The sequence below is a fragment of the Mesorhizobium loti R88b genome (assembly GCF_013170845.1).
Classification (GTDB): domain Bacteria; phylum Pseudomonadota; class Alphaproteobacteria; order Rhizobiales; family Rhizobiaceae; genus Mesorhizobium; species Mesorhizobium loti_B.
This window is the reverse complement of record NZ_CP033367.1, coordinates 6,181,039-6,203,747: the sequence shown is the minus strand read 5'-3', so window position 1 is coordinate 6,203,747 and position 22,709 is coordinate 6,181,039. Positions and strand designations below refer to the sequence as shown.

The following is a 22,709-nucleotide window of genomic DNA, read 5'->3' as shown; positions in this document are numbered from 1 at the left end:
GTTCAGTCGTCTAGCCAGGGAATTCAGCCAGCCCGAATGGTCGTTGGTCTTCGCCGGGAGCGCGCACGTAGCGAACGAGTGGCCCGATGGCGACAATTGTTGCAAAAAGAAGAGCGATTTCAGTGTGATAAACAACGCCATAGGCAGCGTTGCGGTCGGCGAATGCCGGTCCCAGAATGCCTCTGTCGGCAAGCGCCTGGATGAGGTCCCGAAGCGCGCCTCCGGTGCCGACCGCGAGCCCCGCGGCCGTCGCCTGCACGGCACCCCAGGCACCCAGCGCTATCCCGCTGTCGCTGGCGCGGGCCAGGTCCATGGCCGCCGTCAGCATGCCGACGGCGAACAGGCCGCTGCCAAAGCCGATCATCGCCGCACCAGCGCGAAATACCGCGACCGACTCGAGCGGAGCCGACATGATGACGCAAGCGAAGGCCGGCAGTCCGGCAAGCGCGCCGAAGGCGGCAAGCCGGCATGGATCCATGCCAGAAGACAGTCCGCGCGCGGCCAGCGCCAGGCCGACAATGGTCCCGCAAGACATAAGCGCGGTCAGCATGGTCGTTGCACTAACGCCAAGATGCAGGATCTGGCCGCCATAGGGTTCAAGCAGCACGTCCTGCATCGAAAATGCGGCTGTGCCGAGCGCCACGGTGACCAGCAGGCGCTTGGCGCGGGCCGAGCTTGCAAACACCGACCACGAATCCTTGAACGCTGCCCGGTCGCGATTGGGATCGGTGCGCGACGGGTTGCGGCCCTCCTGCTTCCACAGCGCGATGACGTTGAGCACCATGGTGATCAGGGCGGCGCCCTGGACGACCTGGATCAGTCTTATATGGCTGAAATTGGAGAGCACTTCCGAGAAGAACAGTGCCGAAAACAGCATGCCGACCAGAAGCATGACATAGAGCAATGCCACCACGCGCGGACGCTTGTCGTCTGGCGCTAGATCGCAGGCCAGCGCAAGGCCGGCCGTCTGCGTGGTGTGTATCCCCGCGCCGACCAGCAGGAACGACAGGGCGGCACCGATTTCTCCGGCATAGGGCACCGCTGCCTGACCTTCACCCGTCAGCACCAGCAGCGCGAAAGGCATGAAAGCAAAGCCGCCAAACTGCAGCATGGTGCCCATCCAGATGAAGGGCACGCGACGCCAGCCAAGAAATGAGCGGTACGTATCCGAGCGATGGCCGATCAGCGCACGCGCCGGAGCGAACACGATCGGCAGCGCCACCATGAGCGCGACAACAGAAGCCGGAACACCGAGCTCGACGATCATCACGCGGTTGAGGGTGCCGGTCAGAAGCACCATCGCCATGCCGACGGAAACCTGGAACAGCGATAGCCGGATGATGCGGCCAAGCGGCAGCCCCTCGCTCGCGGCGTCGGCGAACGGCAGGAAGCGCGTGCCCACCTTCAGCCATTGTCTGGCCAGCCTGTTGCCTCCGATAATCATGGCCGGGCGATCTCCATCATCTGGGATGTGTAAAAGCCGTGCGATACCCGTTGCGTGCGGCGCGCCTGCCACCCGTTGAGTTCCGGCTGCTGGGCGATGTCGCGCGCAATCGCATCCGGCCTGACCGGAACGATCGACGGCGCCCGGTCCGAGCGTGGGAACAGACGGCCCGTCGCATGCATGACGGCAAGCATCGGCGTGCGCGGCGCAAAGGTGAAGACGATCGCATGCCTTGTCCGCCGCGCCAGGCTGGCCAGCGCCAGAACGGCGTCATCCATCTGGTAGTGGATCAGTGAGTCCATCGCCACCACCGCGTCGAACTCGCCATGCGTGCGCGACAGCATATCGCCGGCTTTGAACTCGATCCGGCCGGTTCCGATATCGTCCGGCAAGGTCTCCGCGGCGAAGCGGATGATCTCGGGGGCCAGATCGATGCCCAGCACGCTGGCGCCACGCCTTGCCAGTTCGATCGACATCGCGCCGGTGCCGCAGCCGGCATCGAGCACGCGCCAACCCGAAAGGTCCTCCGGCAGGGACGCCAGCATCAGCGCCCGCATCCGTGCCCGTCCGTCGCGCACCGTGGCGCGGATGCGCCCAAGCGGCGCCTCGGTCGCGAAACGCTTCCAGGCCTCCACCGCGGTGCGGTCGAAGTAAGTCTGGATCTCGCCGCGACGGCGTTGATAGGTCAGCCCATCCATCAGTCGAACCCCAGGAAATCGAAAATCTCACGGTCTTTCATCGGCGTGACGTCGAATGCCTCGCCGCCGCTCCAGAGGATCTCGGCGAGCTGCATGTACTCGGCGCAGACCTTCAGCACTTCCGGCGACTCTTCCATTTCGAACAGCGTCGACTTCTTCAGCCGGCTGCGACGCACGGCATCGACCTCGCCGAAATGGGCAAGGCGCTTCAGCCCGATCGCCTCGTTGAAGCGGTCGATCTGGTCAGTCTCGCGGCTGCGGTTGGCGATGACGCCGCCGAGCCGGACATTGTAGTTCTTCGACTTTGCCTTGATCGCCGCGATGATGCGGTTCATGGCAAAGATCGAATCGAAATCGTTTGCGGCCACCACCAGCGCCCGTTCGGCATGCTGCAGAGGCGAAGCAAAGCCGCCACAGACCACGTCGCCGAGCACGTCGAAGATCACCACGTCGGTATCTTCGAGCAGGTGATGTTCCTTCAGCAGTTTGACGGTCTGCCCAACGACATAACCGCCGCATCCGGTGCCGGCCGGCGGTCCGCCTGCCTCAACGCATTTGACGCCGTTGTAGCCGTCGAAGACGAAATCCTCCGCGCGCAGTTCCTCGGTGTGAAAATCGACCTTTTCCAGAATGTCGATCACCGTCGGGATCAGCGACTTGGTCAGCGTGAAGGTCGAATCGTGCTTGGGGTCGCAGCCTATCTGAAGCACGCGCTTGCCGAGCTTCGAGAAGGCCACCGACAGGTTCGACGACGTCGTCGATTTGCCGATCCCGCCCTTGCCATAGATGGCGAAAACCTTGGCGGTCTCGATGGTGACGTCAGGATCGAGCATGACCTGCACGCTGCCCTCGCCATCGAGTTTTTTGGCCCGCACCGCCTCGTCATGAGCGACCCTTGGATGCGTGTAAACGTTCATGCTGCAACCTCCACACCGATGCCTTCGACACGGTCTTCGAGTTCTTCCCCGGCCAGACGCAACGCGTCGAGCATTTCGGGATCGGGCGTCCAGTAGTGCCGTTCATGCGCTTCGATCAGACGGTTCGCCATCCGCGAGGAAGCGGTCGGATTGAGTGCCGAGAGGCGCTCGCGCATTTCCGGATCGAGCACGAAGGTCTGCGTCAGCTGCTGATAGACCCAGGGCTGAACCTGGCCGGTCGTGGCGGACCAGCCCATCGTGTTGCGCACATGCTCTTCGATCTGGCGCACGCCTTCGTAGCCGTGGCTGAGCATGCCCTCATACCATTTCGGGTTCAGCATGCGGGTGCGCGACTCGATGGCGACCTGTTCGGACAGTGAGCGCACGACGCCTTCGCCACGCGTCTGGTCACCGATGTAGACCGGCGCGGACTGGCCCTTGGCGCGGCGCACGGCGCGGCTGATGCCGCCGAGCGTGTCGAAGTAATGGTCGACCGTGGTGACACCGAGCTCGACCGAATCAAGGTTCTGGTAGGCGAGGTCGACCCCGGCAAGCACGCTCTGCAGCAGGGCCGTCTGCTTTGCGGGCGTGCCGGAGCGGCCATAGGCAAAACCCTTGCGGCGCGAATAGGTCTCGGCAAGCTCGTCTTCGCACTCCCAGCCGCTGTTCTCGATTAGATGGTTCACGTTCGATCCATAGGCGCCCTCGGCGTTGCCGAAGACGCGCAGCGCCGCGGTTTCCAGGTCGCAGCCGGTTTCGGCCTGGTGGGCCAGCGCGTGCTTGCGGATGAAGTTCATCTCCACCGGCTCGTCGGCCGAAGCCGCCATGAACGCCGCTTCGGCAAGCAGCTTGATCTGCAACGGCAGCAGGTCGCGGAAAATGCCCGACAGCGTGGCGATGACATCGATGCGCGGCCGGCCGAGCTCGACGATCGGCACCAGCGTTGCGCCGGCGATGCGGCCATAATTGTCGAAACGGGGCCGAGCGCCGATCAGCGCCAGCGCCTGGGCGATCGGGCCGCCCTCGTTCTTCAGATTGTCGGTGCCCCACAGGACGATGGCGACGGTTTCGGGCAGAGGCTGGCCATCGGCCATGTGACGATCGATGATGCGTTGCGCCTGACGTGCGCCATCGGCGACGGCAAAGGCGCTCGGGATGCGGAACGGGTCGAAGCCGTGCAGATTGCGACCCGTCGGCAGGATTTCCGGTGTGCGCAGCACATCGCCTCCGGGCGCGGGCCGCATGAAACGCCCGTCGAGTGCGCGCAGGATGGCCGGGATTTCATGGTCCTGTGCCAGCAGCCGATCGGTCGCCGCAAGGGTGCGAAGGGCAATGACCGTTGTTTCGTCGGCTGGCAGGCCGGCGCGCAGCAGCGACGCCTCGACAGTGGCGCCGCCGACGATCGCCTCGGCGACCGCGCGGTCGAGGCGCAGCGAATGACCAGCCTCGGCGACGGCAAGCAGCATGTCGACGCGCTCGATCTCAGACAGCGCCTTGCCGACGACGTGCAATCCGTGCGGGATCAAGGTGTATTCCAGCTCGAGGATCTGCTGCGACAGGTCGCGAATGCAGGTTTCGGTCCGCGCGCCCCAGGCGGGCTCGGCTGTTGCGAGGTCAACGGCCGCTGCCTGCGCCTGGATAAGCACGCCGAGTTCAGACCGCTCACTGGCGGCATCCGGCGCCAGGCCGCGCCAACGCTCGATCGTCGCCTTGAGGTCGAGCAGGCCGCGATACAGTCCGGCATGGGCGATCGGCGGCGTCAGGTAGCTGATCAGCGTCGCCGCCGAGCGCCGCTTGGCAATCGCGCCTTCTGACGGATTGTTGGCGGCGTAGAGATAGAGATTGGGCAAGTCACCGATCAGCCGGTCAGGCCAATCTCGGGCAGACAGGCCGGACTGCTTGCCCGGCATGAATTCGAGCGAGCCATGTGTGCCGAAATGAAGGACAGCGTCGGCGCCGAAATCCTCGCGCAGGTAGCCGTAGAACGCCGAGAAGGCATGTGTCGGCGCAAAGCCCTTTTCGAACAGCAGACGCATCGGGTCGCCTTCGTAGCCGAAGGCCGGCTGCACGCCGACGAAGACATTGCCGAACTGCGCGCCGAGCACGAAGATCGAGGAGCCGTCGCTTTGCTGGCGGCCGGGGGCGGGGCCCCACTGCCTTTCAATCTCGTAGAGCCAGCGTTCGCGGCGCACATGGGTGTCGGCGGAAATCCGGGTATGTACGTTGGCGTGCGTGCCGAACCGCTCGCGATTGCCGTCGATGATCCTGGCCCGCAATTCATCGACGGTGGCGGGCACATCCACCGCATAGCCTTCGCGCTTCATGGCGCAAAGCGTCATGTGAAGCGAGGCAAAGACCGACAGGTAGGCAGCCGTGCCGGTGTTGCCGGCATTGGGCGGGAAGTTGAAGAGCACGACCGCCACCTTGCGCTTGGCGCGTTCTGTGCGCCGCAACCGCACCAGACGGTCGACGCGCGACGCCAGCATTTCTGCCCGTTCGACGCAGGAATGCATGTCGCGGTTGTTGTCGCCGGTGGAGAAAGTGCAGCCGCGATGGCAGCCGGTGCAGGCCTTGCCGGCGTGGTCGGATCGGCCGCCGAACACGATCGGGCCAGTGGCGCCGTCAAGTTCGGGGATAGCCACCATGATCGTCGATTCGACCGGCAGCAGACCGCGGTCGGACGCCCCCCACTGCTCCAGCGTCTGCAGTTCGGCGGGGTGGCCGGCGACATAAGGCACATCGAGCCTCGCCAGCACATCCTCGGCCGAGCTTGCGTCATTGTAGGCAGGGCCGCCGACCAGTGAAAAACCGGTCAGCGAGACCAGCGCGTCGACCGTCGTGCGACCGTCCTTCATGAAGAACTTCTCGATCGCCGGACGCGAATCGAGCCCGCTTGAAAAGGCTGGAACGACGTTGAGGCCGCGCGCCTCGATCGCCCGGATGACGCCGTCATAGTGGTCGGCGTTGCCGGCAAGCATATAGGAGCGCATGCCAAGCAGGCCGACCGTGCCGCGCTTTCCTTCGCGCGGCAGCGCTTCCGCGCGCTCGGCGATCCTGCCTGGCATACGCGGGTGGTAGACACCGACTTCCGGATAGGCAACGGGAGCGGCAACCTTAAGTGTCCCGCGCAAATGCTTCCGTGCGCCATCGGCGTAACGGTCGATCAGCGCCCGGATCATGTTGGCGATGTTTTCGTCGGATCCCGCCAGCCAGTACTGCAAGGTCAGGAAATAGGCGCGCACGTCCTGGGCGGTGCCGGGGATGAAGCGCAGGATCTGAGGAATGCGCTTCAGCATCTTCATCTGCTGCGAGCCGACACTGGCCTTGCGGTCCTTGCCACTGCCCTTGAGACGTTTGAGGAAACCCAGCGCGCCGCCTTGCGGGCTGTCCATTCGGAAACGACCGATCCGCGTCAGCTTCATCACGTCGCTGTCGGAAAGGATGCTGACCATGGCGTCGCAAGTCTGCGCCCGCGCCCTGAGGTCGGGCATGATCGGCGTGAACTGGCTTTCCATGAAAAGCATCGCATTGAGCACGATATCGGCGCTAGCGATGTCGGCACGGCAGCGCGCAAGGCTGTCGTCATCGCCGGAAAATTCGGTCGCCGCATGGAGCGCGATCGACAATCCTGGCAGTTCGCGCACCAGCACTTTGCGAGCACGGTCCGTGGCACTCGCAAGATGGGTGTCCATCGTTACGATGACCACGCGCACCGGCGTGACGTCAGCGGCTGAAATGGGCCTTGGCATCGTACAATGTCTCAAGCGTTATGGTCCGAAGACCGTTCTCGGAGGCAAATCTCTCGGTGTTGCGGCGCGCTTTTCCGCGCACGAAGAAGGGGATCTTCTTGAGTTCGCGCTCGGCTTCGTCAGCCCATTGCAGCGTTGCGGGCACCTCGATCAGCGGGCTCCCTGCCGCCGCCGCGTGCTCTTCCTGCGCGCTGGCGGCGGCAGGAGCGCCTTGGGAGAGGTGCGACGGCTGGGCCGTGTCGTTGAACTCGAAATCGTCGCGGAACATGTGCAGCAGATGTTCCTCGAGCCCCATCATCAGGGGATGGACCCACGAGTCGAAAATGACGTTGGCGCCTTCGACGCCCATTTGCGGCGAATAGCGCGCCGGAAAATCCTGCACATGCACGGGCGAGGAGATGACGGCACAAGGTATGCGCAGCCGCTTGGCGACATGCCGTTCCATCTGCGTGCCCAGCACCAGCTCCGGCTGGGCGGAAATGATGGCGTCCTCGACGGCCAGGTGATCGTCCGAGATCAGCGGCTCGACGCCGTACTCCGCCGCCGCCGCACGAACCTCTCGGGCGAATTCGCGCGAATAGGTGCCAAGGCCGCACACGGTGAAGCCAAGCTCCTTGGCCGCGATGTGTGCTGCCGCCACCGCATGGGTGGCATCGCCGAAGATGAAGACGCGCTTGCCGGTCAGATAGGTCGAATCGACCGATCGCGAATACCAGGGCAGGCGCGATCGCGTCTCTGGAATGTCCTGGGCTTTGATGCCGGCGGCTTTCGCTACCGCCTCGACGAAAGCCTCTGTCGCCAGCGCTCCGATGGGCTGGATGGCGACGAAGGGCTGGCCATGGTTGCGCTTCAGCCAGTCGGCCGTGACGCCGCCGATTTCCGGATAGAGAACGATGTTGAAATCGGCTTCGGGCAGCCTGGCGAGATCGGCGACGCTGGCGCCGAGTGGCGCCACGACGTTGATCGTGACGCCGAGGCTTTCGACCAACTTCCTCACCTCGACGATGTCGTCGCGATGGCGAAAGCCAAGCGACGCGGGACCGAGGATGTTGCACACTCTGCCTGGCGTGCGGGCCGCGGCAACGCCGACCGGGGCAGGGGCGAAGGCACGAACCAGCCGGTAGAAGGTCTCGGCCGCACCCCAGTTTTCCTTCTTCTGGTAGGAAGGCAGTTCGAGATTCACCACTGGAATGTCGAGGTTCAGCGCCGCAGCCAAACCACCGGGATTGTCCTGGATGAGCTCGGCAGTGCACGATGCACCGACCAGGACTGCATCGGGGCGGAAACGCTCGACCGCTTCGCGGCAAGCGGTCTTGAAAATCTCCGCCGTGTCGCTGCCGAGGTCACGCGCCTGGAAGGTCGTGTAGGTTACCGGCGGCCGCGTCGAGCGGCGCTCGATCATGGTGAAAAGCAGATCGGCATAGGTGTCGCCCTGCGGCGCGTGCAGGACGAAGTGCACGCCGCGCATAGACGCCGCGATGCGCATTGCGCCGACATGCGGGGGGCCTTCATATGTCCAGACCGTGAGTTGCATCAGGCGCTCACCTTCAGCCGCTCGCGGCGCGCGAAGGGTCGCACGAACAGTTCGGCGAGATCGCCTGCCTGCTCGTAGCCTTGCACCGGTGTGAAGACGAGTTCGATTGACCATTTGGTGGCGATGCCTTCCGCCTCCAGCGGGTTGGCAAGGCCCATGCCGCAGACCACGAGGTCGGGCTTTTGCGCGCGGCAGCGGTCGAGTTGCCGGTCGACGTCCTGGCCTTCACTGACGAAGACGTTGTCGGGCAACAGCTCGAACTCGCCGGCCAGGTGATGGCGATGCAGGAACGGCGTGCCGATCTCGACGATGTCGCAACCGAGCTCGCGATGCAGGAAGCGCGCCATCGCCGGTTCAAGCTGCGAGTCGGGGAAGAAGAATATGCGCTTGCCTTCAAGTGTCGGCCGCGATTTTTCGACAGCCAGCTTCGCACGGGCTCGGCCAGGCCCGGTGATCGCGGCGAAGCGTCCTGGCTCGATACCGAACGCGTCGGCCGCTGCCTTGAGCCATGCCGTCGTGCCTTCCTCGCCAAGCGGGAACGGCGCCATCAGATGCCTGGCGCCACGCCGCTCCAGCGTCTTTGCCATTTCGCCCAGGAAGGGTTGCGCCAGCAACAGCCGGGTGTTCGGCCCGACATGCGGCAGCGCCGTCGACGAACGCGGCGGCAGGAATGAGATCGGACCGAGGCCAAGTGCCTCGAAGATACGTCGGAACTGGTCTTCGACGACGTCGGCAAGTGCTCCGGCGATGATCAGCGAAGGCTTGGCGTCGGCGGGCTCAGCCGGCAGGTTCTCGACCAGCGCGGCCAGGAAATTGTCTTCGCCCTGCGTGAAAGTTGTTTCGATGCCACTGCCTGAATAGTGCAGGAAGCGAACAGCCGGGCCATGCAGTGCGCCTTGGCGCTCTGCCGCCTTGGCGAGGTCGAGTTTGATCACTTCCGAAGGGCAGGAGCCCACCAGCACAAGCAGCCTTATGTCGGGGCGACGCGACAGCAGCTTTGCGACGACTTTGTCGAGTTCTTCATGCACATCGGCCATGCCCGCCAGGTCGCGCTCGTCGATGACGGCGGTAGCGAAACGCGGCTCGGCAAAGATCATGACGCCGGCCGCCGACTGCATCAGATGCGCGCAGGTACGCGAGCCGACCACCAGGAAGAAGGCATCCTGCATCTTGCGATGCAGCCAGATGATCGAGGTCAGCCCGCAGAACACCTCGTGCTGGCCGCGTTGGCGCAGCGGTTGCGCGGGGCCGCAGTCAGCGGCGGTGCCGGGCAGGTTCGCCGGGGCGTTCATGACGCTGTCTCCAGCGTCCTACCAGCGACCGCTGAAGTCCTTGCGCCGAGCCGTGCAGCGCGGAGCTTGAGAATGAACTGGGTCGCGTTGATCACGTAGCTGGCATAGGCGGCCAGAGCCAGGACCATCAGCGCCTGCTTGTCGAGCAGACCATTGAAAAGGCAGATCAGATAGGCGGTATGAAGCGCCAGCACCAGCATGCTGAACACGTCTTCCCAGAAGAAGGCCTTCGCGAAAAGCCACTTGCCGAAGACGACTTTTTCCCAGATCGAGCCGGTGACCATGATGGTATAGAGAACGAGCGTCTTGACGATGATGGAGCCGTTGGCTGCTGCCAGCCCTTCGCCGGTTGCCAGGTAGCGGCAGATCAGGCCGAGACTGACGAGGAAGACGAGGAACTGGAACGGAGCGAGAAGACCTTGAACCAGGGTCCAGCGGGAAGCGTCACGGCGACGGCGCTGTTCAGGCGTGTAGAGCCATTGCGGTCGGTCTGATGCGCTGAAGCTGCCAGACTTTGTCACGTCCTTCGACCGCCTCCCTGTTTTTTGGTTCGTTCGCAGTCAGCGGAATGTAATCCCCGATTCCAAAAAGTGTCAACAAAACATGACGTAAAAAAATATTTACACCCAACCTGTGCAGCGGTACGTTTTGGGCTGGAAATCTGAAAAAACTCAAAGTATGTTTTTTGCAGGAGAGAAACTTCAGCGCGAAAAATGCGCGACTTGATCTGGCCCGCTCGGGCACGGTTCAAGCCGAAGAGCGGCGACTACGACCGCATGTGTTTTTTTCGTTGGCGAACGAGTGGGATCGCCAATCATGGCCCAGGGTCGCATAAGCCTTTCAGGAAAAGCCGGCGGCAGATACGATTTCATTTCCTCCAAGGAAATGCCGGCGGCGCGACCCTCGGGTATGACCGAAACGATCGTTTCCGGTCTGATGCCTGAATTGGCAGACCAGTGGCTGATGGAAAGCATCGAACGCAGGCGCGCCCTGATCCAGCAGGTAACGGATCTTCATCGCAACCGCATCGCCAGGTTTGTCGACCAGCTGTTCGATGAGGAATCCGACGAGTGCGACACCATGGTGGATGCCATGATTGCCGAGTGCGGCGATCCGCAGAAAGTGGTGGAGAGGCTGTTCGATCCGGCGGCGCGCGTCATTGGCGACAACTGGTGCGCGGACGAATGCGATTTCGTCAAGGTCACCATAGCGATGTCCAGGATACAGCGCCTGTTCCGGCGCCTGACATCCGAACATCCGCCGGTGGCGGCACCCGATATGACGCGCTGTGCTCTCCTGACGCCGGCTCCTGGCGAGCAGCACATGTTCGGCCTCTGCGTCGTGGAAGACGCGTTCCGCCGCAGCGGCTGGGAAGTCGATTGCTGCGACTGTGACGAGGCGGCGAAAATGTTTCGGCTGGTGGCGTCGAACAGCTACCGTATAATCGGGGTCTCGGTGAGTGCCGACCGGCACCTTCCGGACCTCGTGTCGATCGTCCGCAAGCTGCGATCGAAGTCGCGCAACAAATCGGTCGTGCTGATGGCCGGCGGTAGTCTGGTTATGCAAAATCCGCAAGGTGCGGTAAACGCAGGCTTCGACTTGCTCGCCGTTGATGCTTCGTCCGCGGTTGCGCTGGCCGAAGCTGTGGTGACGTCGAAGACGATTGCCAATGAGCGCCTTGCGGCCGAGTAACAAGGATTTGAAAACTGCCTATGGACAAGCAGGTTTCCCGCGAGGTGTCCCGCTCGTTCCGTTCCAACGATGAACTGTTTGCCGGATTGGGCGCGGACGCATTGGCAGCCCTTGCCACCGCCAATTCCGACGTAACACTTGTTCTGGCCCGGTCCGGTCATATCCTGGATGTTTCCTACCGCGACGGCGGCCTCAAGACCTGGGATGTCGACGGATGGGTGGGCAAGCTTTGGCAGGACACCGTCACCGTTGAAAGTCGCGACAAGATACGCGATCTGCTGCAGGAAGCGGCGACCGCATCGCCGACCCGCTCGCGTCAGGTGAATCATCCCGGCAAGACAGGCAGCGACTTGCCGGTCGGTTATCGGATCGTCTCCTTTTCCAGCTGGCCGCACAAGGTGGCTCTCGGCACCGATCTACGGGCCATGGCCGACATGCAGCAGCGCCTGGTGCGGGCGCAGATCGAAATGGAGAAGGACTACCGAAAGCTTCGAGATATCGAATCGCGCTATCGGATTCTGTTTCACCTGGCCGTCGAACCGCTGATCGTGGTCGAAGCCCAGACGTTAAAGATCCTCGACGCCAATGAGGATGCTGCCAAGCTGTTTGGCAAGCCGGTCAAGAAACTCGTCGGCTCCTCGGCCGCCTCCGTATTCGCGAAAGCCGATCAGGGAGCCGCAATCGAATCGCTGACAGCGCTTGGCGCAAGAGCCCGCGCCGATGTCTTCAGGGCGAGGCCGGCAACGCTGGATCGTTACATGCAGATTCGGGTGACGCCGTTTCGCGAGTTTGGCAAGACCAACCTTCTGGTCTGTTTCGCTAGCGAGGAACCGGCGCGCGCCAACTCTTCGTCGGCGTCCGATGCCAACATGGTTTCGGTAGTCGACAGCCTTCCGGAAGGCATCGTCATCGTCAATGCCGAGGGCAAGATCGTCGAGGCCAACCCCGCCTTTCTCGATCTGATCAGGGTTGTGACGCTTGACCGGATCGAGGACAAGAGCCTCGACAAATGGCTGGGTGGGTCGAGCGTTGACCTTCAGGTGCTGATGGCAAATCTGCGCGAACATGGGACCGTGCGACGGTTCTCCTCGGTGGTGCGTGACGAACTGGGCGGAACCGAGTCGGTCGACGTGTCGGCGGCAAGAATTGCAGGCCGCGAAGGACCGCTGTTCGGCTTCGTCATACGCGAGGCAGCGCGAACCGAAACCATTCAGCCAGGCGGTGTCACCGACCGTCAAGGCTCGGCAACCCAGTTCACCGATCTGGTTGGCCGCGTGCCGTTGAAGGACCTGGTGCGTGACACGGCGGATATCATCGAAAAACTCTGCATAGAAGCGGCCCTGCGCCTGACCGACAACAACCGGGCATCGGCAGCCGACATGCTCGGCCTTAGCCGGCAGAGTCTTTACATCAAGCTTAAGCGCTACGGCATTTCGGACGTAGAAGAGGACGAGGACTAAAAACCCTCCGCCTGGCGTTTACACCAAAAGTGTCAAATTTTGTTGACGCATTATAGTGTAAAAGTTATCGTCAGGCATGTCCCAGCAGGTCGTTGCACGGTCCAAGCCCACGGTTCCCTCACTCGCCGCAACGGTCGAGCTTCTGAAGCCGATAACCTGGTTCGCGCCGATGTGGGCCTTCGGCTGCGGCGTGGTTTCTTCAGGCGTTTCGATCAGCGATCGTTGGCCCTATGTGGTCGCTGGAATATTGCTGGCAGGCCCGCTGGTATGCGGCACCAGCCAGGCCGTAAACGACTGGTATGACCGCGAAGTCGATGCCATCAACGAGCCGAACCGCGTAATCCCCTCAGGGCGCATGCCCGGGCGATGGGGATTTTTCGTTGCCGTCGCCAACACTCTCCTGTCGCTCGCGGTGGCCTATTGGCTTGGTCCGTGGGTTTTTGGTGCGGCGATCGTCGGGCTGGCCTTGGCCTGGTTCTACAGCGCACCGCCGCTGCGGCTGAAGCGCAGCGGCTGGTATGGCCCCGGCGCGGTCGGGCTATGCTATGAGGGCCTTCCCTGGTTCACGGCGGCTGCTGCTGCCAGCGGCGCCTTTCCCGGCTACGCAACGCTTTGGATTGCGCTGCTTTACAGCGTCGGCGCGCATGGGATCATGACACTCAATGATTTCAAGTCCGTGGAGGGTGATCGCCAGATGGGTTTGGCGAGCCTGCCCGCGGTTTATGGCGTCGATCGCGCCGCGCGCATCGCCTGTCTGATCATGGGAGCACCGCAACTGGCAGTGATCGGCCTCTTGTCGTGGTGGGGGTTTGCCATCCACGCCTTGATCGTGGCGGCGCTTCTGGTTGGGCAGGGGCTCTGCATGCTGCGGATGCTCAAGGATCCATTGCGCCGGGCGTCCTGGTACAACGCGACAGGCACGACGACGTATGTGTTCGGCATGCTGGCGAGCGCCTTCGCCTTGCGCGCCATGCAGGGAGGATGACATGCAAACGCGGTCTCTTGGTTGGTTCGGTATCTTTCGGCTGGGCCTTGTGCAGGCAGCGCTTGGCGCGATTGTCGTGCTCACAACCTCGACGCTGAACCGGATCATGGTCGTCGAACTCAATCTCGCGGCAATGGTGCCCGGAGCGCTGGTCGGGCTGCACTATGGCGTCCAGATTGCCAGACCCTTGTGGGGGCATGGGTCGGACAAGGGCGGCCGTCGCACGCCCTGGATCATCGGCGGCATTGCCTTGCTTGCATTGGGGGGGCTCGGCGCGGCGATGGCGACATCGCTCATGGTCGACAATTTCACTGTCGGCCTGCTGCTGGCGATCTTCGATTTCATTCTGATCGGCATTGGCGTCGGAGCTGCGGGAACGTCATTGCTGGCTCTGCTTGCGTCGACCGTGTCGCCCGAGCGCCGGCCCGCCGCTGCGACCCTGGTTTGGCTGATGATGATCCTCGGCATCGCGGTCACATCCGTTATCTCCGGCAAATTCCTCGATCCGTTCTCGATGTCGAGGCTGATCGCGGTGGCCGGCGTCACCGGGTTGGTGGCGGTCGCGTTGACCATGGTCGCTGTAGCAGGCGTCGAAAAATCCGGCGTCGCCCGTGCTACTGAGCCTGCGGTGCACGCAGTGTCCTTCCGTCACAGCCTCGCCGATACCTGGGCAGACCCGCAGGCGCGGCTGTTCACCATCTTCGTCTTCGTTTCGATGATGGCTTACAGCATGCAGGACCTGATCCTCGAGCCGTTCGCGGGCATGATCTTCGGCATGACGCCTGGCGCGACAACCCAGCTTTCAGGTTTGCAGAACGGTGGCGTCTTCTGTGGCATGGTTCTGGTCGGTGTCGCCGGCAGCCTGCTAGCCGGACGTATCCCCGCGATCCTCAAATACTTCACCGTCGGCGGCTGTCTGCTCTCAGCTGCGGCACTGGCGGGACTGGCTGCCTCGGCAAGCGCGGGGCCGGGATGGCCGCTGACGGCGAACGTGTTCGTTCTCGGTTTTTCCAACGGCATCTTCGCGGTGGCCGCGATCGGTTCGATGATGGCGCTGGCCGGTGCCGCCGGCCCGTCCAAGATAGGATTGCGCATGGGACTCTGGGGAGCCGCACAAGCGGTTGCCTTTGGCCTCGGCGGCTTTGCGGGTACAGTCGCCGTGGATCTGATGCGCGCGGTCAGCGATTCGATTGCGATCGCCTATGGCAGCGTGTTCCTTCTCGAAGGACTGATTTTCCTCGCCGCTGCCGCGATTGCGCTTCGAATCGCTTCCGTGCGGGCGAGCCGTGTGCCGGCCAATGGTATGCATCGGTCGCCCCGCCGTCGCGGACTTCAGGCGGCGGAATGACAATGTCGGCAACCAGGCGTGCCGAGTACGACGTGGTGGTCGTCGGCGGCGGGCCAGCCGGCGCCACGGCAGCAACCGATCTGGCGCTGGCGGGGAAGCGTGTGCTGCTGCTCGATCGTGAAGGGCGAACGAAACCCTGCGGCGGCGCCATTCCGACCAAGCTGATCAAGGATTTCGATATTCCTCCGTCCATGCTGACGGCGCGCATCCGCTCGGCGCGTATCTTCGCGCCGTCCAACACCAGCGTCGACATGAAGATCGATGGTGGGTTCGTCGGCATGGTCGATCGCGACGTGTTCGACGTCTGGCTGCGCGACAGGGCGGCAACAAACGGAGCAACAGTGGTCGCCGCGACCTTCGAGGGCGCCAGCCGTGCCGATGATGGCGGGCTGGACGTGCGTTTGACGCGCAAGGATGGGGTCACCGAAACCGTCGCCGCCAGGATGATCGTCGGTGCCGACGGCGCCAATTCGACGGTAAGGCGACAGATGTTCGGCAAGGACAAGCGGCCGCCCTATGTCTTTGCCTATCATGAAATCATCCGCTCGCCGGTTGGCCTGCACTCCGCCTTCGATCCGCAGCGCTGCGACGTCTACTATCACGGTAAGATTTCCCCCGATTTCTACGGTTGGGTGTTTCCGCATGGCGAGACGACCAGCGTCGGCGTCGGCAGTGCGATCAAGGGGTTCGATCTCAAGACAGCGACCCGCCTGCTGCGCGAGGCCGCCGGCTTGGACGGGCAAGAGACCTTGCGGGAGGAAGGCGCGCCGCTCCCGTTGAGGCCGCTCAGGCGCTGGGACAATGGCAGGGACACGGTTCTGGTCGGAGACGCGGCCGGCGTCGTCGCGCCGTCTTCGGGCGAGGGCATCTACTACGCCATGTATTGCGGCCGGCTGGCCGCGGAGGCTGCCGGGGAATTCCTGGCCACCGACAATCCCAAGGCGCTGGCGCGTGTGCGCAGCCGCTTCATGCGCAAACACGGGCGCGTCTTCCTGATCCTGGGTTTCATGCAGGGCTTCTGGTACCGCAACGACAAGCGCCGCGAGCGTTTCGTGGCGATTTGCGAAGACGCCGACGTGCAGCGCCTGGTTTGGGAGTCCTATCTCAACAAGCGGCTGGTGCGCACCGACCCGCTGGCGCATGTCAGGGTTTTCTTCAAGGATCTGCGGCATCTGCTGCGGCTGGCATTTCAGTAGCCGGAGGCAACAAGCGATGATCGAGTCCCTGGTCTCGAGCGGGGCGATAGCCTGGGTGGCGCTCGGTGTGCTCGGGCTCGAATTTCTGCTTGTGCTCTGGTTGGCGCGCACCCGGGCAACCTTACTGCCCTTCGCCGCCAACGCGCTGTCAGGCGCGTTTCTTATCCTGGCGTTTCATGCCGCACTGACAGGCGCTGGGGTCACCGCTATCGCCCTGTGGCTCGGCCTTGGTTTCATCGCCCATCTAGGCGATACGCTGATGCGCCTAAGTCGTTAGCTTCGGCATCGGACCAGGATGAAGCCCGATGCAGATGGCAAGCAGACGGTGCAAGTTGAGCCGCCTGCTTCAGACGACGGCCCTGCGATAGAGGTGCCAGGTCGAGTGACCGAGCACTGGGATGACAACCGCCAGGCCGACCAGCAGAGGCAATGACCCCAGGAGCAGCAGGACAGCCACGATCAGCCCCCAGGACAAAATCGGCACCGGGTTCTTGGCCATGACCTGTGCCGACGTCACGATCGCTCGGTAGGCTCCGACATCCCTGTCGAGCAGCAAAGGAAACGCAACAACCGTGGTTGTCAGCACGATGAGAGCAAAAACCAGCCCGGCGAGATTGCCCAGTATGATCAGTGTCCAGCCTGTCCTTGTCGTCAGAACCTCATGGGCGAATGCTGTGATAGAGGTTGGTAGCGTCGGCCCATAGAGCCAGTCAAACAGCGCCTGTGCGGTGAAGATCCATGCGACGAACAGCGCCAGCAGGAGCGCACCCACCCCCAGCATTGCCGGAATGGCAGGCGACTTCAGCACCTCGAATGCATGGAACCAGGATGTATCCAGCCGCTGTTCGCGCCGGCGGCTGATCTCATAGAGGCCAATCGCGGCCAACGGTCCCAGCAGGGCAAAGCCCGACATCAGGGGGTAGATGAGCTGCAGCGTGTTGCCGCCAGAAGTCCAGGTGATGAGGATGACGCCGACAATCGGATAAATGAGGCAGAGAAACACGTAGTGCGATGGTTTTTCGACGAAGTCCTGCAAACCCATTCGCAAGGCGCTGTTGATATCCGTCATGCGCAGCTTGCGGATCACAAGTGGTCGCGAGGTGATCTGCGCGCCGGAAATAACATGAAACTCGGCCATGACATTTTCCTTTTGCTAGCGTTTACGATTGCAACGTCAGTTCATCCTTCCATTTGATGGAACAGCCGATCGAGGCGATCTGGTCGCGCGGGCCATTGCCCGTGCGCGCCACCTCGAGCATGGACTCAAACAGATCCCGGCGCAGGTCCGGCGCGTCTTGCTGCTTGCGGCTGGCATCCAGACGGCCGCGATATTGCAGCTTCGGATCGCTGTTGAATCCAAAGAAGTCAGGCGTGCAAACGGCGCCATAGGCGCGTGCTACGGACTGGTCCTCATCATGCAGATAGGGGAAACCGAAGCCGTTGGTGGCGGCAAACAGCTTCATGTTGGCGAAGGAGTCCTCGGGATAGGCCTGCGCATCGTTGGAATTGATCGCGACGAAGCCGACGCCGTGGTCTTTGAGGTCGCTCGCATCCCTCACGATCCGCGCGATCACGGCCTTTACATAGGGGCAGTGGTTGCAGATGAATGCGATCACCAGCCCTTTGCGGCCAGCCTGCTGAAGAAGAGAGTATTGGCTGCCGTCGACACCCTGCAGAGAGGCATCGACCGCCGGCCAGCCAAAATCGCAAACCGGAGCTATGCTCGCCATGTCTCTGCTTTCCGACCAGCGCCTGCGATCAGACGAGATCTTGAACCAGTAAAACTGCCATGACGGCTGCGCGTTCCCAGGGTGTAAACTAAATTTGACATATGGCTCACCACTCAGGCCGCGGCGCGCGCGTCGTCGGACGAATGACGGATGCTGGCTATGTTGGCGCGGTAGGCATCCGCTGTCCCACCTTTAAACACAGCCGAACCGGCCACCAGGACGTTGGCCCCCGCGGCGGACAGCAAGGGTGCTGTCTGCGCGGTCACGCCGCCGTCGATTTCGAGATCGATCGGACGGGCGCCGATCAGCGCCCTGACGCGCCGCACCTTGTCGACTATGGACGGGATAAAGGCCTGGCCGCCGAAGCCCGGATTGACCGTCATCAGCAGCACCAGATCCAACCTGTCGAGGACATATTCGATGACGTTTTCCGGGGTCGCCGGGTTGAGCGACACGCCGGCCTTCTTGCCGAGGTTTTTGATCGTTTGCAGCGAGCGATCGAGATGCGGTCCGGCCTCGGCATGCACGGTGATGATGTCGCAGCCGGCCTCGGCGAAGGCAGCCAGATAGGCGTCGGCGGGCGCGATCATCAGGTGGCAATCGAACACCTTGTCGGTGCGGCTGCGGATGGCCTTGATGACCGGCGGCCCGAAGGTGATGTTGGGGACGAAATGCCCGTCCATGACGTCGAGATGGATCCAGTCCGCGCCGGCCGCGACGACAGCCTCGACTTCGTCCCCCAGTTTCGAAAAATCGGCTGAGAGCACTGAGGGCGCTATGATGGTGTTGCGCGTCATGGGCTACTCCTGATTTGCGCTTGTGTGCTCCGCTGAAATTTTATCGGGCATTGGTGGCGGCACCCGGATCGCCGTCTGGCTGTCCCTCGACGAAGACCCGGCTGCCGCGAATGTCAGCCGCCTCGATCGTAATCAGGTCGGACCTTGTCAGCGTTTGGCTGCGCTCGGCGAACAGACGGTTGGCCTGGCGCAGACGGGCCCGGTCCAGTGCATTGCGGATCGAGCGTGCATTGGAAAAATGCGGCAGCCGCATGCGTAGCGGAATGTATTCCTCAAGGGCGACGGCGGCGTCCTCGCTCAACCGGTAGTTCTGATCGGCAAGCATGATTTCGGCGATCGATTTGAGCTCCGAAGGGTTGTAGTCGGGGAAGTCCAGGTGATGGGCGATGCGCGAGCGCATGCCCGGGTTGCTGTCGAAGAACTTGTCCATCTTGTTCTTGTAGCCGGCGAGGATCACCACGAGGTCGTCGCGGTTGTTCTCCATGTATTGCAGCAGGATCTCGATGGCTTCCTGGCCGTAGTCGCGCTCATTCTCGGGCTTGTAGAGATAATAGGCCTCGTCGATGAACAGCACGCCGCCCATGGCCCGCTTGATCACCTCCCTCGTCTTGGGTGCGGTGTGGCCGACATACTGGCCAACCAGATCGTCGCGCGTCACCGACACCAGATGCCCCTCGCGGACATAGCCAAGCCGGTGCAGGATCTCAGCCATGCGCAAGGCCACCGTCGTCTTGCCGGTGCCAGGATTGCCGGTGAAGTTCATGTGCAGCGTTGGCGTTCCCGAAGAAATGCCGAATTTGCGCCTCAGCCTGTCGACCAGCAGCAAGGCAGCGATCTCGCGGATGCGGGTCTTGACCGGTTTCAGCCCGATCAACTCGCGGTCGAGCTTGTCTATCACCTCGTCGATGTTGGAGGCCTCGAACTCCTTCTGCAGATTGACCAGTTCGCCGTCAGCCAGAACCGTGGTGTCCGACATATCGAGCATCGCATTGCTCCGTTTCTCGCAAGGCAGTGTTACGACCGCTCGCCTTCCGGTTTGTCGGTTGCATAAGGAACGATCGAATAGCCCTGGCTGCGTCCGTCACGTTCCTGCCGAAGCAGGCGGAAACCGGGTTCGTTCGGCGGCCGGTTGACGATGAAGGACATTCGCGGCGCCTCCCAGCCCTTGGTCGAATCGAAGGCGGTAACCCGCACATACATGTTGGGATAGGTCTTGCGGCAGGCGTTTACCTCCAGAAGGATGCCGGCCGGATCCTTCAGGTCGAACATCGGATTGCCGAACATCTCCCAATAGGTGTTCCTGGGATGCGGATCGTCGGTGTATTCGACGCTGACAGCCCATTGGTTCTTCAGCGCATATTTGATCTGCGCCGATATCTGTGTGTCGGTGAGGTCGGGCAGGAACGAGAACTGCCCTTGGGTGACCCTGTTTCCGGGATTGGTCATCATGGCGCTGTGCTTCCTTCTAGTGGCTGGCCGTGGCTGTTGGCACGAAATCGGCGGTGTCGGTCGATTCATAGTTGAAGGACACGTCCTTCCAGACCTCGAGCGCGGCCTTGAGCGGCGTGCACCAACGCGCCGCCTGTTCCAGGATCTGGGTTCCTTCGCGCAGGTAGTCGCGGCCTTCGTTGCGGGCGAGGATCATCGCTTCCAGCGCGACGCGGTTCGCCGTCGCTCCGGCCTGGATGCCGTCAGGGTGGCCGATGGTGCCGCCGCCGAACTGCAGGATGACATCCTCGCCGAGATAATGGATCAGCTGATGCATCTGGCCGGCGTGGATGCCGCCTGACGCCACCGGCATCACCTTGTTGAGCGATGCCCATTCCTGGTCGAAGAACAGGCCCGTCTCCAGGTTCTGCACCGTGCGTTCCTCGCGCAGCGTGTCATAGAAGCCCTTGATCATCAGCGGGTCGCCCTCGAGCTTGCCGACCACCGTGCCGGCATGGATATGGTCGACGCCGGCCATGCGCATCCACTTGCAGATGACGCGGAAGTTCATGCCGTGGTTCTTCTGCCGCGAATAGGTCGAGTTGCCGGCGCGGTGCAGGTGAAGGATCATGTCATTGCGGCGCGCCCACTTGGCCATCGACTGGATCGCGGTGTAGCCGATCACCAGATCGATCATGATGATGCAGGAGCCAAGCTGCTTGGCGAACTCGGCCCGCTCGTACATCTCCTCCATCGTGCCTGCCGTGACGTTGAGATAATGGCCCTTGACCTCGCCGGTGGCTGCCGAAGCCTTGTTGACCGCCTCCATGCAATAGAGGTAGCGGTCGCGCCAATGCATGAAGGGCTGCGAGTTGATGTTCTCGTCATCCTTGACGAAGTCGAGCCCGCCCTTCAGCGCCTCATAGACGACACGCCCATAGTTGCGGCCGGACAGGCCAAGTTTCGGTTTGGTCGTGGCGCCGAGCAGCGGGCGACCGAATTTGTCGAGGCGCTCGCGCTCGACGACGATGCCGGTCGCCGGACCCTGGAACGTTTTCAGATAGGCGACCGGGATGCGCATGTCTTCCAGCCGAAGCGCCTTGACCGCCTTGAAGCCAAACACGTTGCCGATGATCGAGGCGGTCAGATTGGCGATCGAGCCTGGCTCGAACAGGTCGAGATCGTAGGCGATGTAAGCGAAATACTGCTGGTCGACCTTGGTGCCTGGACCGGTGTTAGGCACCGGCTCGGACCTGAAAGCCTTGGCACGATAGAGTTCGCAGGCGGTGAGCCGGTCCGTCCAGACGACGGTCCAGGTTGCCGTCGAACTTTCGCCGGCAACCGCGGCTGCTGCCTCTTCGTGATCGACGCCGGCCTGTGGCGTGATCCGGAACATGGCGATCAGGTCGGTGTCCTTCGGCCTGTAGTCCGGCTCCCAATAGCCCATCTTCTTGTAGGGGATGACGCCGGATTTGTAGCGTTCCTTGCCTTCGGCCAACGTTTCGGAGCGGATGTTCATCAGTCGGTCCTTCCCGGTCGGAGTGCGGTGAATGTTGTGCGTGTCGTCACATGCGGCGCTTGCGGTCGATCAACTGCAGGATGAGGGGCGTCAGGATCAGCTGCATGGCCAGATCAAGCTTGTTGCCGGGCACCACGATCGAGTTCGGCCGCGACATGAACGAGTCGTGGATCATCGACAAAAGGTAGGGAAAATCGATGCCGCGTGGGTTGGCGAAGCGGATGACCAGCATCGATTCGTCGGGTGTGGGAATCCAGCGCGCGATGAACGGGTTGGAAGTGTCGACGATCGGCACGCGCTGGAAGTTGATGTTGGTCAGCGCGAACTGCGGAACGATGTAGCGGACATAATCCGGCATCCGCCGCAGGATGACATCGATGACCGCCTCGGTCGAATAGTTGCGGGTGGCGCGGTCACGATGAATCTTCTGGATCCATTCGAGGTTGATGACCGGGACCACGCCGATCTTGAGATCTGCGTGCTGCGACAGGTCGAACTTGTCGGTCACCACGCAGCCATGCAGGCCCTCGTAGAACAGAAGGTCGCTGGGCGCGAACTCGCGCCAGGGGGTGAATTGACCGGCGGGCGTGTTAAACTGTTTGGCTTCGTCCTCGTCGTGCACGTAGGTGCGCGTTTTGCCGGAACCTCGGCGGCCATACTCCTCGAAGACCGCCTCGAGCGTTTCCAGTTCGTTGGCATCGGCGTGGAAGTGCGTGAAGTTCGGATTGCCTGCCTTTTCCTCTTCCGCCACCTTCGCTTTCATCGCCATGCGATCGTAACGGTGGAAGGCATCGCCTTCGATGAAAGCCGCTTCGATCTTCTCGCGCCGGAAAATCATGTCGAAGATGCGCTTGACCGAGGTCGTGCCTGCGCCCGACGATCCGGTGATGGTGATGATGGGGTGCTTTCCCGACATCGCC

At 62.6% G+C, this 22,709-nt stretch carries 20 protein-coding genes; 6 read left to right on the top strand and 14 right to left on the bottom strand.

Annotated features, from left to right (window positions below):
- Positions 1 to 10: 10 nt before the first annotated feature.
- Genes EB235_RS30200 through bchF form a run of 7 tightly spaced genes read right to left on the bottom strand, consistent with a single transcriptional unit; the run spans position 11 to position 10,155 of the window.
- The gene (locus EB235_RS30200) at positions 11 to 1,444 is read right to left on the bottom strand and encodes a BCD family MFS transporter (RefSeq protein WP_155256474.1); all 1,434 of its coding nucleotides are present in this window, start codon (positions 1,442 to 1,444) and stop codon (positions 11 to 13) included.
- Positions 1,441 to 2,142, bottom strand: coding sequence for a magnesium protoporphyrin IX methyltransferase (gene bchM, locus EB235_RS30195; protein WP_027033751.1), 702 nt, complete (start codon positions 2,140 to 2,142; stop codon positions 1,441 to 1,443). The genes EB235_RS30200 and bchM overlap by 4 nt, the downstream gene beginning before the upstream one ends.
- The gene (gene bchL / locus EB235_RS30190) at positions 2,142 to 3,059 is read right to left on the bottom strand and encodes a ferredoxin:protochlorophyllide reductase (ATP-dependent) iron-sulfur ATP-binding protein (RefSeq protein ID WP_027033752.1); all 918 of its coding nucleotides are present in this window, start codon (positions 3,057 to 3,059) and stop codon (positions 2,142 to 2,144) included. Before bchL ends, bchM begins: the two co-directional genes overlap by 1 nt.
- A complete protein-coding gene (locus tag EB235_RS30185; protein ID WP_027033753.1) occupies positions 3,056 to 6,808 on the bottom strand; it encodes a magnesium chelatase subunit H in 3,753 nt (1,250 codons plus the stop codon). Before EB235_RS30185 ends, bchL begins: the two co-directional genes overlap by 4 nt.
- The gene (bchB, locus tag EB235_RS30180; protein ID WP_027033754.1) at positions 6,783 to 8,342 is read right to left on the bottom strand and encodes a ferredoxin:protochlorophyllide reductase (ATP-dependent) subunit B; all 1,560 of its coding nucleotides are present in this window, start codon (positions 8,340 to 8,342) and stop codon (positions 6,783 to 6,785) included. The genes EB235_RS30185 and bchB overlap by 26 nt, the downstream gene beginning before the upstream one ends.
- Positions 8,342 to 9,634: a ferredoxin:protochlorophyllide reductase (ATP-dependent) subunit N gene (locus EB235_RS30175; RefSeq protein ID WP_027033755.1), complete on the bottom strand. Its 1,293-nt coding sequence runs from the start codon at positions 9,632 to 9,634 to the stop codon at positions 8,342 to 8,344. The genes bchB and EB235_RS30175 overlap by 1 nt, the downstream gene beginning before the upstream one ends.
- Positions 9,631 to 10,155 (bottom strand): 2-vinyl bacteriochlorophyllide hydratase, encoded by a 525-nt coding sequence (bchF, locus tag EB235_RS30170; protein ID WP_027033756.1) that lies wholly within the window; start codon positions 10,153 to 10,155, stop codon positions 9,631 to 9,633. Before bchF ends, EB235_RS30175 begins: the two co-directional genes overlap by 4 nt.
- A gap of 295 nt (positions 10,156 to 10,450) precedes the next feature.
- Here bchF and EB235_RS30165 point away from each other — a divergent pair, with 295 nt between their 5' ends.
- The 6 genes from EB235_RS30165 to EB235_RS30140 all read left to right on the top strand — a co-directional run bounded on the left by EB235_RS30165 (position 10,451) and on the right by EB235_RS30140 (position 16,592).
- Positions 10,451 to 11,326, top strand: coding sequence for a cobalamin B12-binding domain-containing protein (locus tag EB235_RS30165; RefSeq protein ID WP_080680953.1), 876 nt, complete (start codon positions 10,451 to 10,453; stop codon positions 11,324 to 11,326).
- A gap of 20 nt (positions 11,327 to 11,346) precedes the next feature.
- Positions 11,347 to 12,786: a transcriptional regulator PpsR gene (ppsR, locus tag EB235_RS30160; protein ID WP_027033758.1), complete on the top strand. Its 1,440-nt coding sequence runs from the start codon at positions 11,347 to 11,349 to the stop codon at positions 12,784 to 12,786.
- 76 nt (positions 12,787 to 12,862) lie between these two features.
- The gene (chlG, locus tag EB235_RS30155; RefSeq protein ID WP_027033759.1) at positions 12,863 to 13,771 is read left to right on the top strand and encodes a chlorophyll synthase ChlG; all 909 of its coding nucleotides are present in this window, start codon (positions 12,863 to 12,865) and stop codon (positions 13,769 to 13,771) included.
- Position 13,772: 1 nt separating this feature from the next.
- Complete coding sequence (locus EB235_RS30150; RefSeq protein WP_051429790.1) at positions 13,773 to 15,119, top strand: BCD family MFS transporter; 1,347 nt, start codon at positions 13,773 to 13,775, stop codon at positions 15,117 to 15,119.
- A complete protein-coding gene (locus tag EB235_RS30145; protein ID WP_208603645.1) occupies positions 15,116 to 16,315 on the top strand; it encodes a geranylgeranyl diphosphate reductase in 1,200 nt (399 codons plus the stop codon). The genes EB235_RS30150 and EB235_RS30145 overlap by 4 nt, the downstream gene beginning before the upstream one ends.
- A gap of 16 nt (positions 16,316 to 16,331) precedes the next feature.
- Positions 16,332 to 16,592 (top strand): hypothetical protein, encoded by a 261-nt coding sequence (locus EB235_RS30140; protein ID WP_051429791.1) that lies wholly within the window; start codon positions 16,332 to 16,334, stop codon positions 16,590 to 16,592.
- 69 nt (positions 16,593 to 16,661) lie between these two features.
- On the opposite strand, the gene EB235_RS30135 is transcribed toward EB235_RS30140, so the two are convergent.
- The 7 genes from EB235_RS30135 to EB235_RS30105 form a co-directional block, all read right to left on the bottom strand.
- On the bottom strand, positions 16,662 to 17,453 hold the full coding sequence (locus tag EB235_RS30135) for a DUF2189 domain-containing protein (protein ID WP_027033761.1): 792 nt from the start codon (positions 17,451 to 17,453) through the stop codon (positions 16,662 to 16,664).
- Between the two features lie 22 nt (positions 17,454 to 17,475).
- Complete coding sequence (locus EB235_RS30130) at positions 17,476 to 18,045, bottom strand: thioredoxin family protein (RefSeq protein WP_027033762.1); 570 nt, start codon at positions 18,043 to 18,045, stop codon at positions 17,476 to 17,478.
- A 113-nt stretch (positions 18,046 to 18,158) separates the two neighbouring features.
- The gene (gene rpe / locus EB235_RS30125) at positions 18,159 to 18,842 is read right to left on the bottom strand and encodes a ribulose-phosphate 3-epimerase (protein WP_027033763.1); all 684 of its coding nucleotides are present in this window, start codon (positions 18,840 to 18,842) and stop codon (positions 18,159 to 18,161) included.
- A gap of 40 nt (positions 18,843 to 18,882) precedes the next feature.
- Complete coding sequence (cbbX, locus tag EB235_RS30120; RefSeq protein ID WP_032926011.1) at positions 18,883 to 19,827, bottom strand: CbbX protein; 945 nt, start codon at positions 19,825 to 19,827, stop codon at positions 18,883 to 18,885.
- Between the two features lie 29 nt (positions 19,828 to 19,856).
- The gene (locus EB235_RS30115) at positions 19,857 to 20,291 is read right to left on the bottom strand and encodes a ribulose bisphosphate carboxylase small subunit (protein WP_027033765.1); all 435 of its coding nucleotides are present in this window, start codon (positions 20,289 to 20,291) and stop codon (positions 19,857 to 19,859) included.
- A 16-nt stretch (positions 20,292 to 20,307) separates the two neighbouring features.
- The gene (locus EB235_RS30110; protein ID WP_032926014.1) at positions 20,308 to 21,789 is read right to left on the bottom strand and encodes a ribulose-bisphosphate carboxylase large subunit; all 1,482 of its coding nucleotides are present in this window, start codon (positions 21,787 to 21,789) and stop codon (positions 20,308 to 20,310) included.
- Positions 21,790 to 21,835: 46 nt separating this feature from the next.
- The gene (locus EB235_RS30105) at positions 21,836 to 22,705 is read right to left on the bottom strand and encodes a phosphoribulokinase (RefSeq protein WP_027033767.1); all 870 of its coding nucleotides are present in this window, start codon (positions 22,703 to 22,705) and stop codon (positions 21,836 to 21,838) included.
- Positions 22,706 to 22,709 lie beyond the last annotated feature (4 nt).

Bases quoted from the DNA above. Each gene is read 5' to 3' on its own strand.
- EB235_RS30200 (WP_155256474.1), bottom strand. From the start codon at position 1,444: ATGATTATCGGAGGCAACAGGCTGGCCAGACAATGGCTGAAGGTGGGC.
- bchM (WP_027033751.1), bottom strand. From the start codon at position 2,142: ATGGATGGGCTGACCTATCAACGCCGTCGCGGCGAGATCCAGACTTAC.
- bchL (WP_027033752.1), bottom strand. From the start codon at position 3,059: ATGAACGTTTACACGCATCCAAGGGTCGCTCATGACGAGGCGGTGCGG.
- EB235_RS30185 (WP_027033753.1), bottom strand. From the start codon at position 6,808: ATGCCAAGGCCCATTTCAGCCGCTGACGTCACGCCGGTGCGCGTGGTC.
- bchB (WP_027033754.1), bottom strand. From the start codon at position 8,342: ATGCAACTCACGGTCTGGACATATGAAGGCCCCCCGCATGTCGGCGCA.
- EB235_RS30175 (WP_027033755.1), bottom strand. From the start codon at position 9,634: ATGAACGCCCCGGCGAACCTGCCCGGCACCGCCGCTGACTGCGGCCCC.
- EB235_RS30165 (WP_080680953.1), top strand. From the start codon at position 10,451: ATGGCCCAGGGTCGCATAAGCCTTTCAGGAAAAGCCGGCGGCAGATAC.
- ppsR (WP_027033758.1), top strand. From the start codon at position 11,347: ATGGACAAGCAGGTTTCCCGCGAGGTGTCCCGCTCGTTCCGTTCCAAC.
- chlG (WP_027033759.1), top strand. From the start codon at position 12,863: ATGTCCCAGCAGGTCGTTGCACGGTCCAAGCCCACGGTTCCCTCACTC.
- EB235_RS30150 (WP_051429790.1), top strand. From the start codon at position 13,773: ATGCAAACGCGGTCTCTTGGTTGGTTCGGTATCTTTCGGCTGGGCCTT.
- EB235_RS30145 (WP_208603645.1), top strand. From the start codon at position 15,116: ATGACAATGTCGGCAACCAGGCGTGCCGAGTACGACGTGGTGGTCGTC.
- EB235_RS30140 (WP_051429791.1), top strand. From the start codon at position 16,332: ATGATCGAGTCCCTGGTCTCGAGCGGGGCGATAGCCTGGGTGGCGCTC.
- EB235_RS30135 (WP_027033761.1), bottom strand. From the start codon at position 17,453: ATGGCCGAGTTTCATGTTATTTCCGGCGCGCAGATCACCTCGCGACCA.
- EB235_RS30130 (WP_027033762.1), bottom strand. From the start codon at position 18,045: ATGGCGAGCATAGCTCCGGTTTGCGATTTTGGCTGGCCGGCGGTCGAT.
- rpe (WP_027033763.1), bottom strand. From the start codon at position 18,842: ATGACGCGCAACACCATCATAGCGCCCTCAGTGCTCTCAGCCGATTTT.
- cbbX (WP_032926011.1), bottom strand. From the start codon at position 19,827: ATGCTCGATATGTCGGACACCACGGTTCTGGCTGACGGCGAACTGGTC.
- EB235_RS30115 (WP_027033765.1), bottom strand. From the start codon at position 20,291: ATGATGACCAATCCCGGAAACAGGGTCACCCAAGGGCAGTTCTCGTTC.
- EB235_RS30110 (WP_032926014.1), bottom strand. From the start codon at position 21,789: ATGAACATCCGCTCCGAAACGTTGGCCGAAGGCAAGGAACGCTACAAA.
- EB235_RS30105 (WP_027033767.1), bottom strand. From the start codon at position 22,705: ATGTCGGGAAAGCACCCCATCATCACCATCACCGGATCGTCGGGCGCA.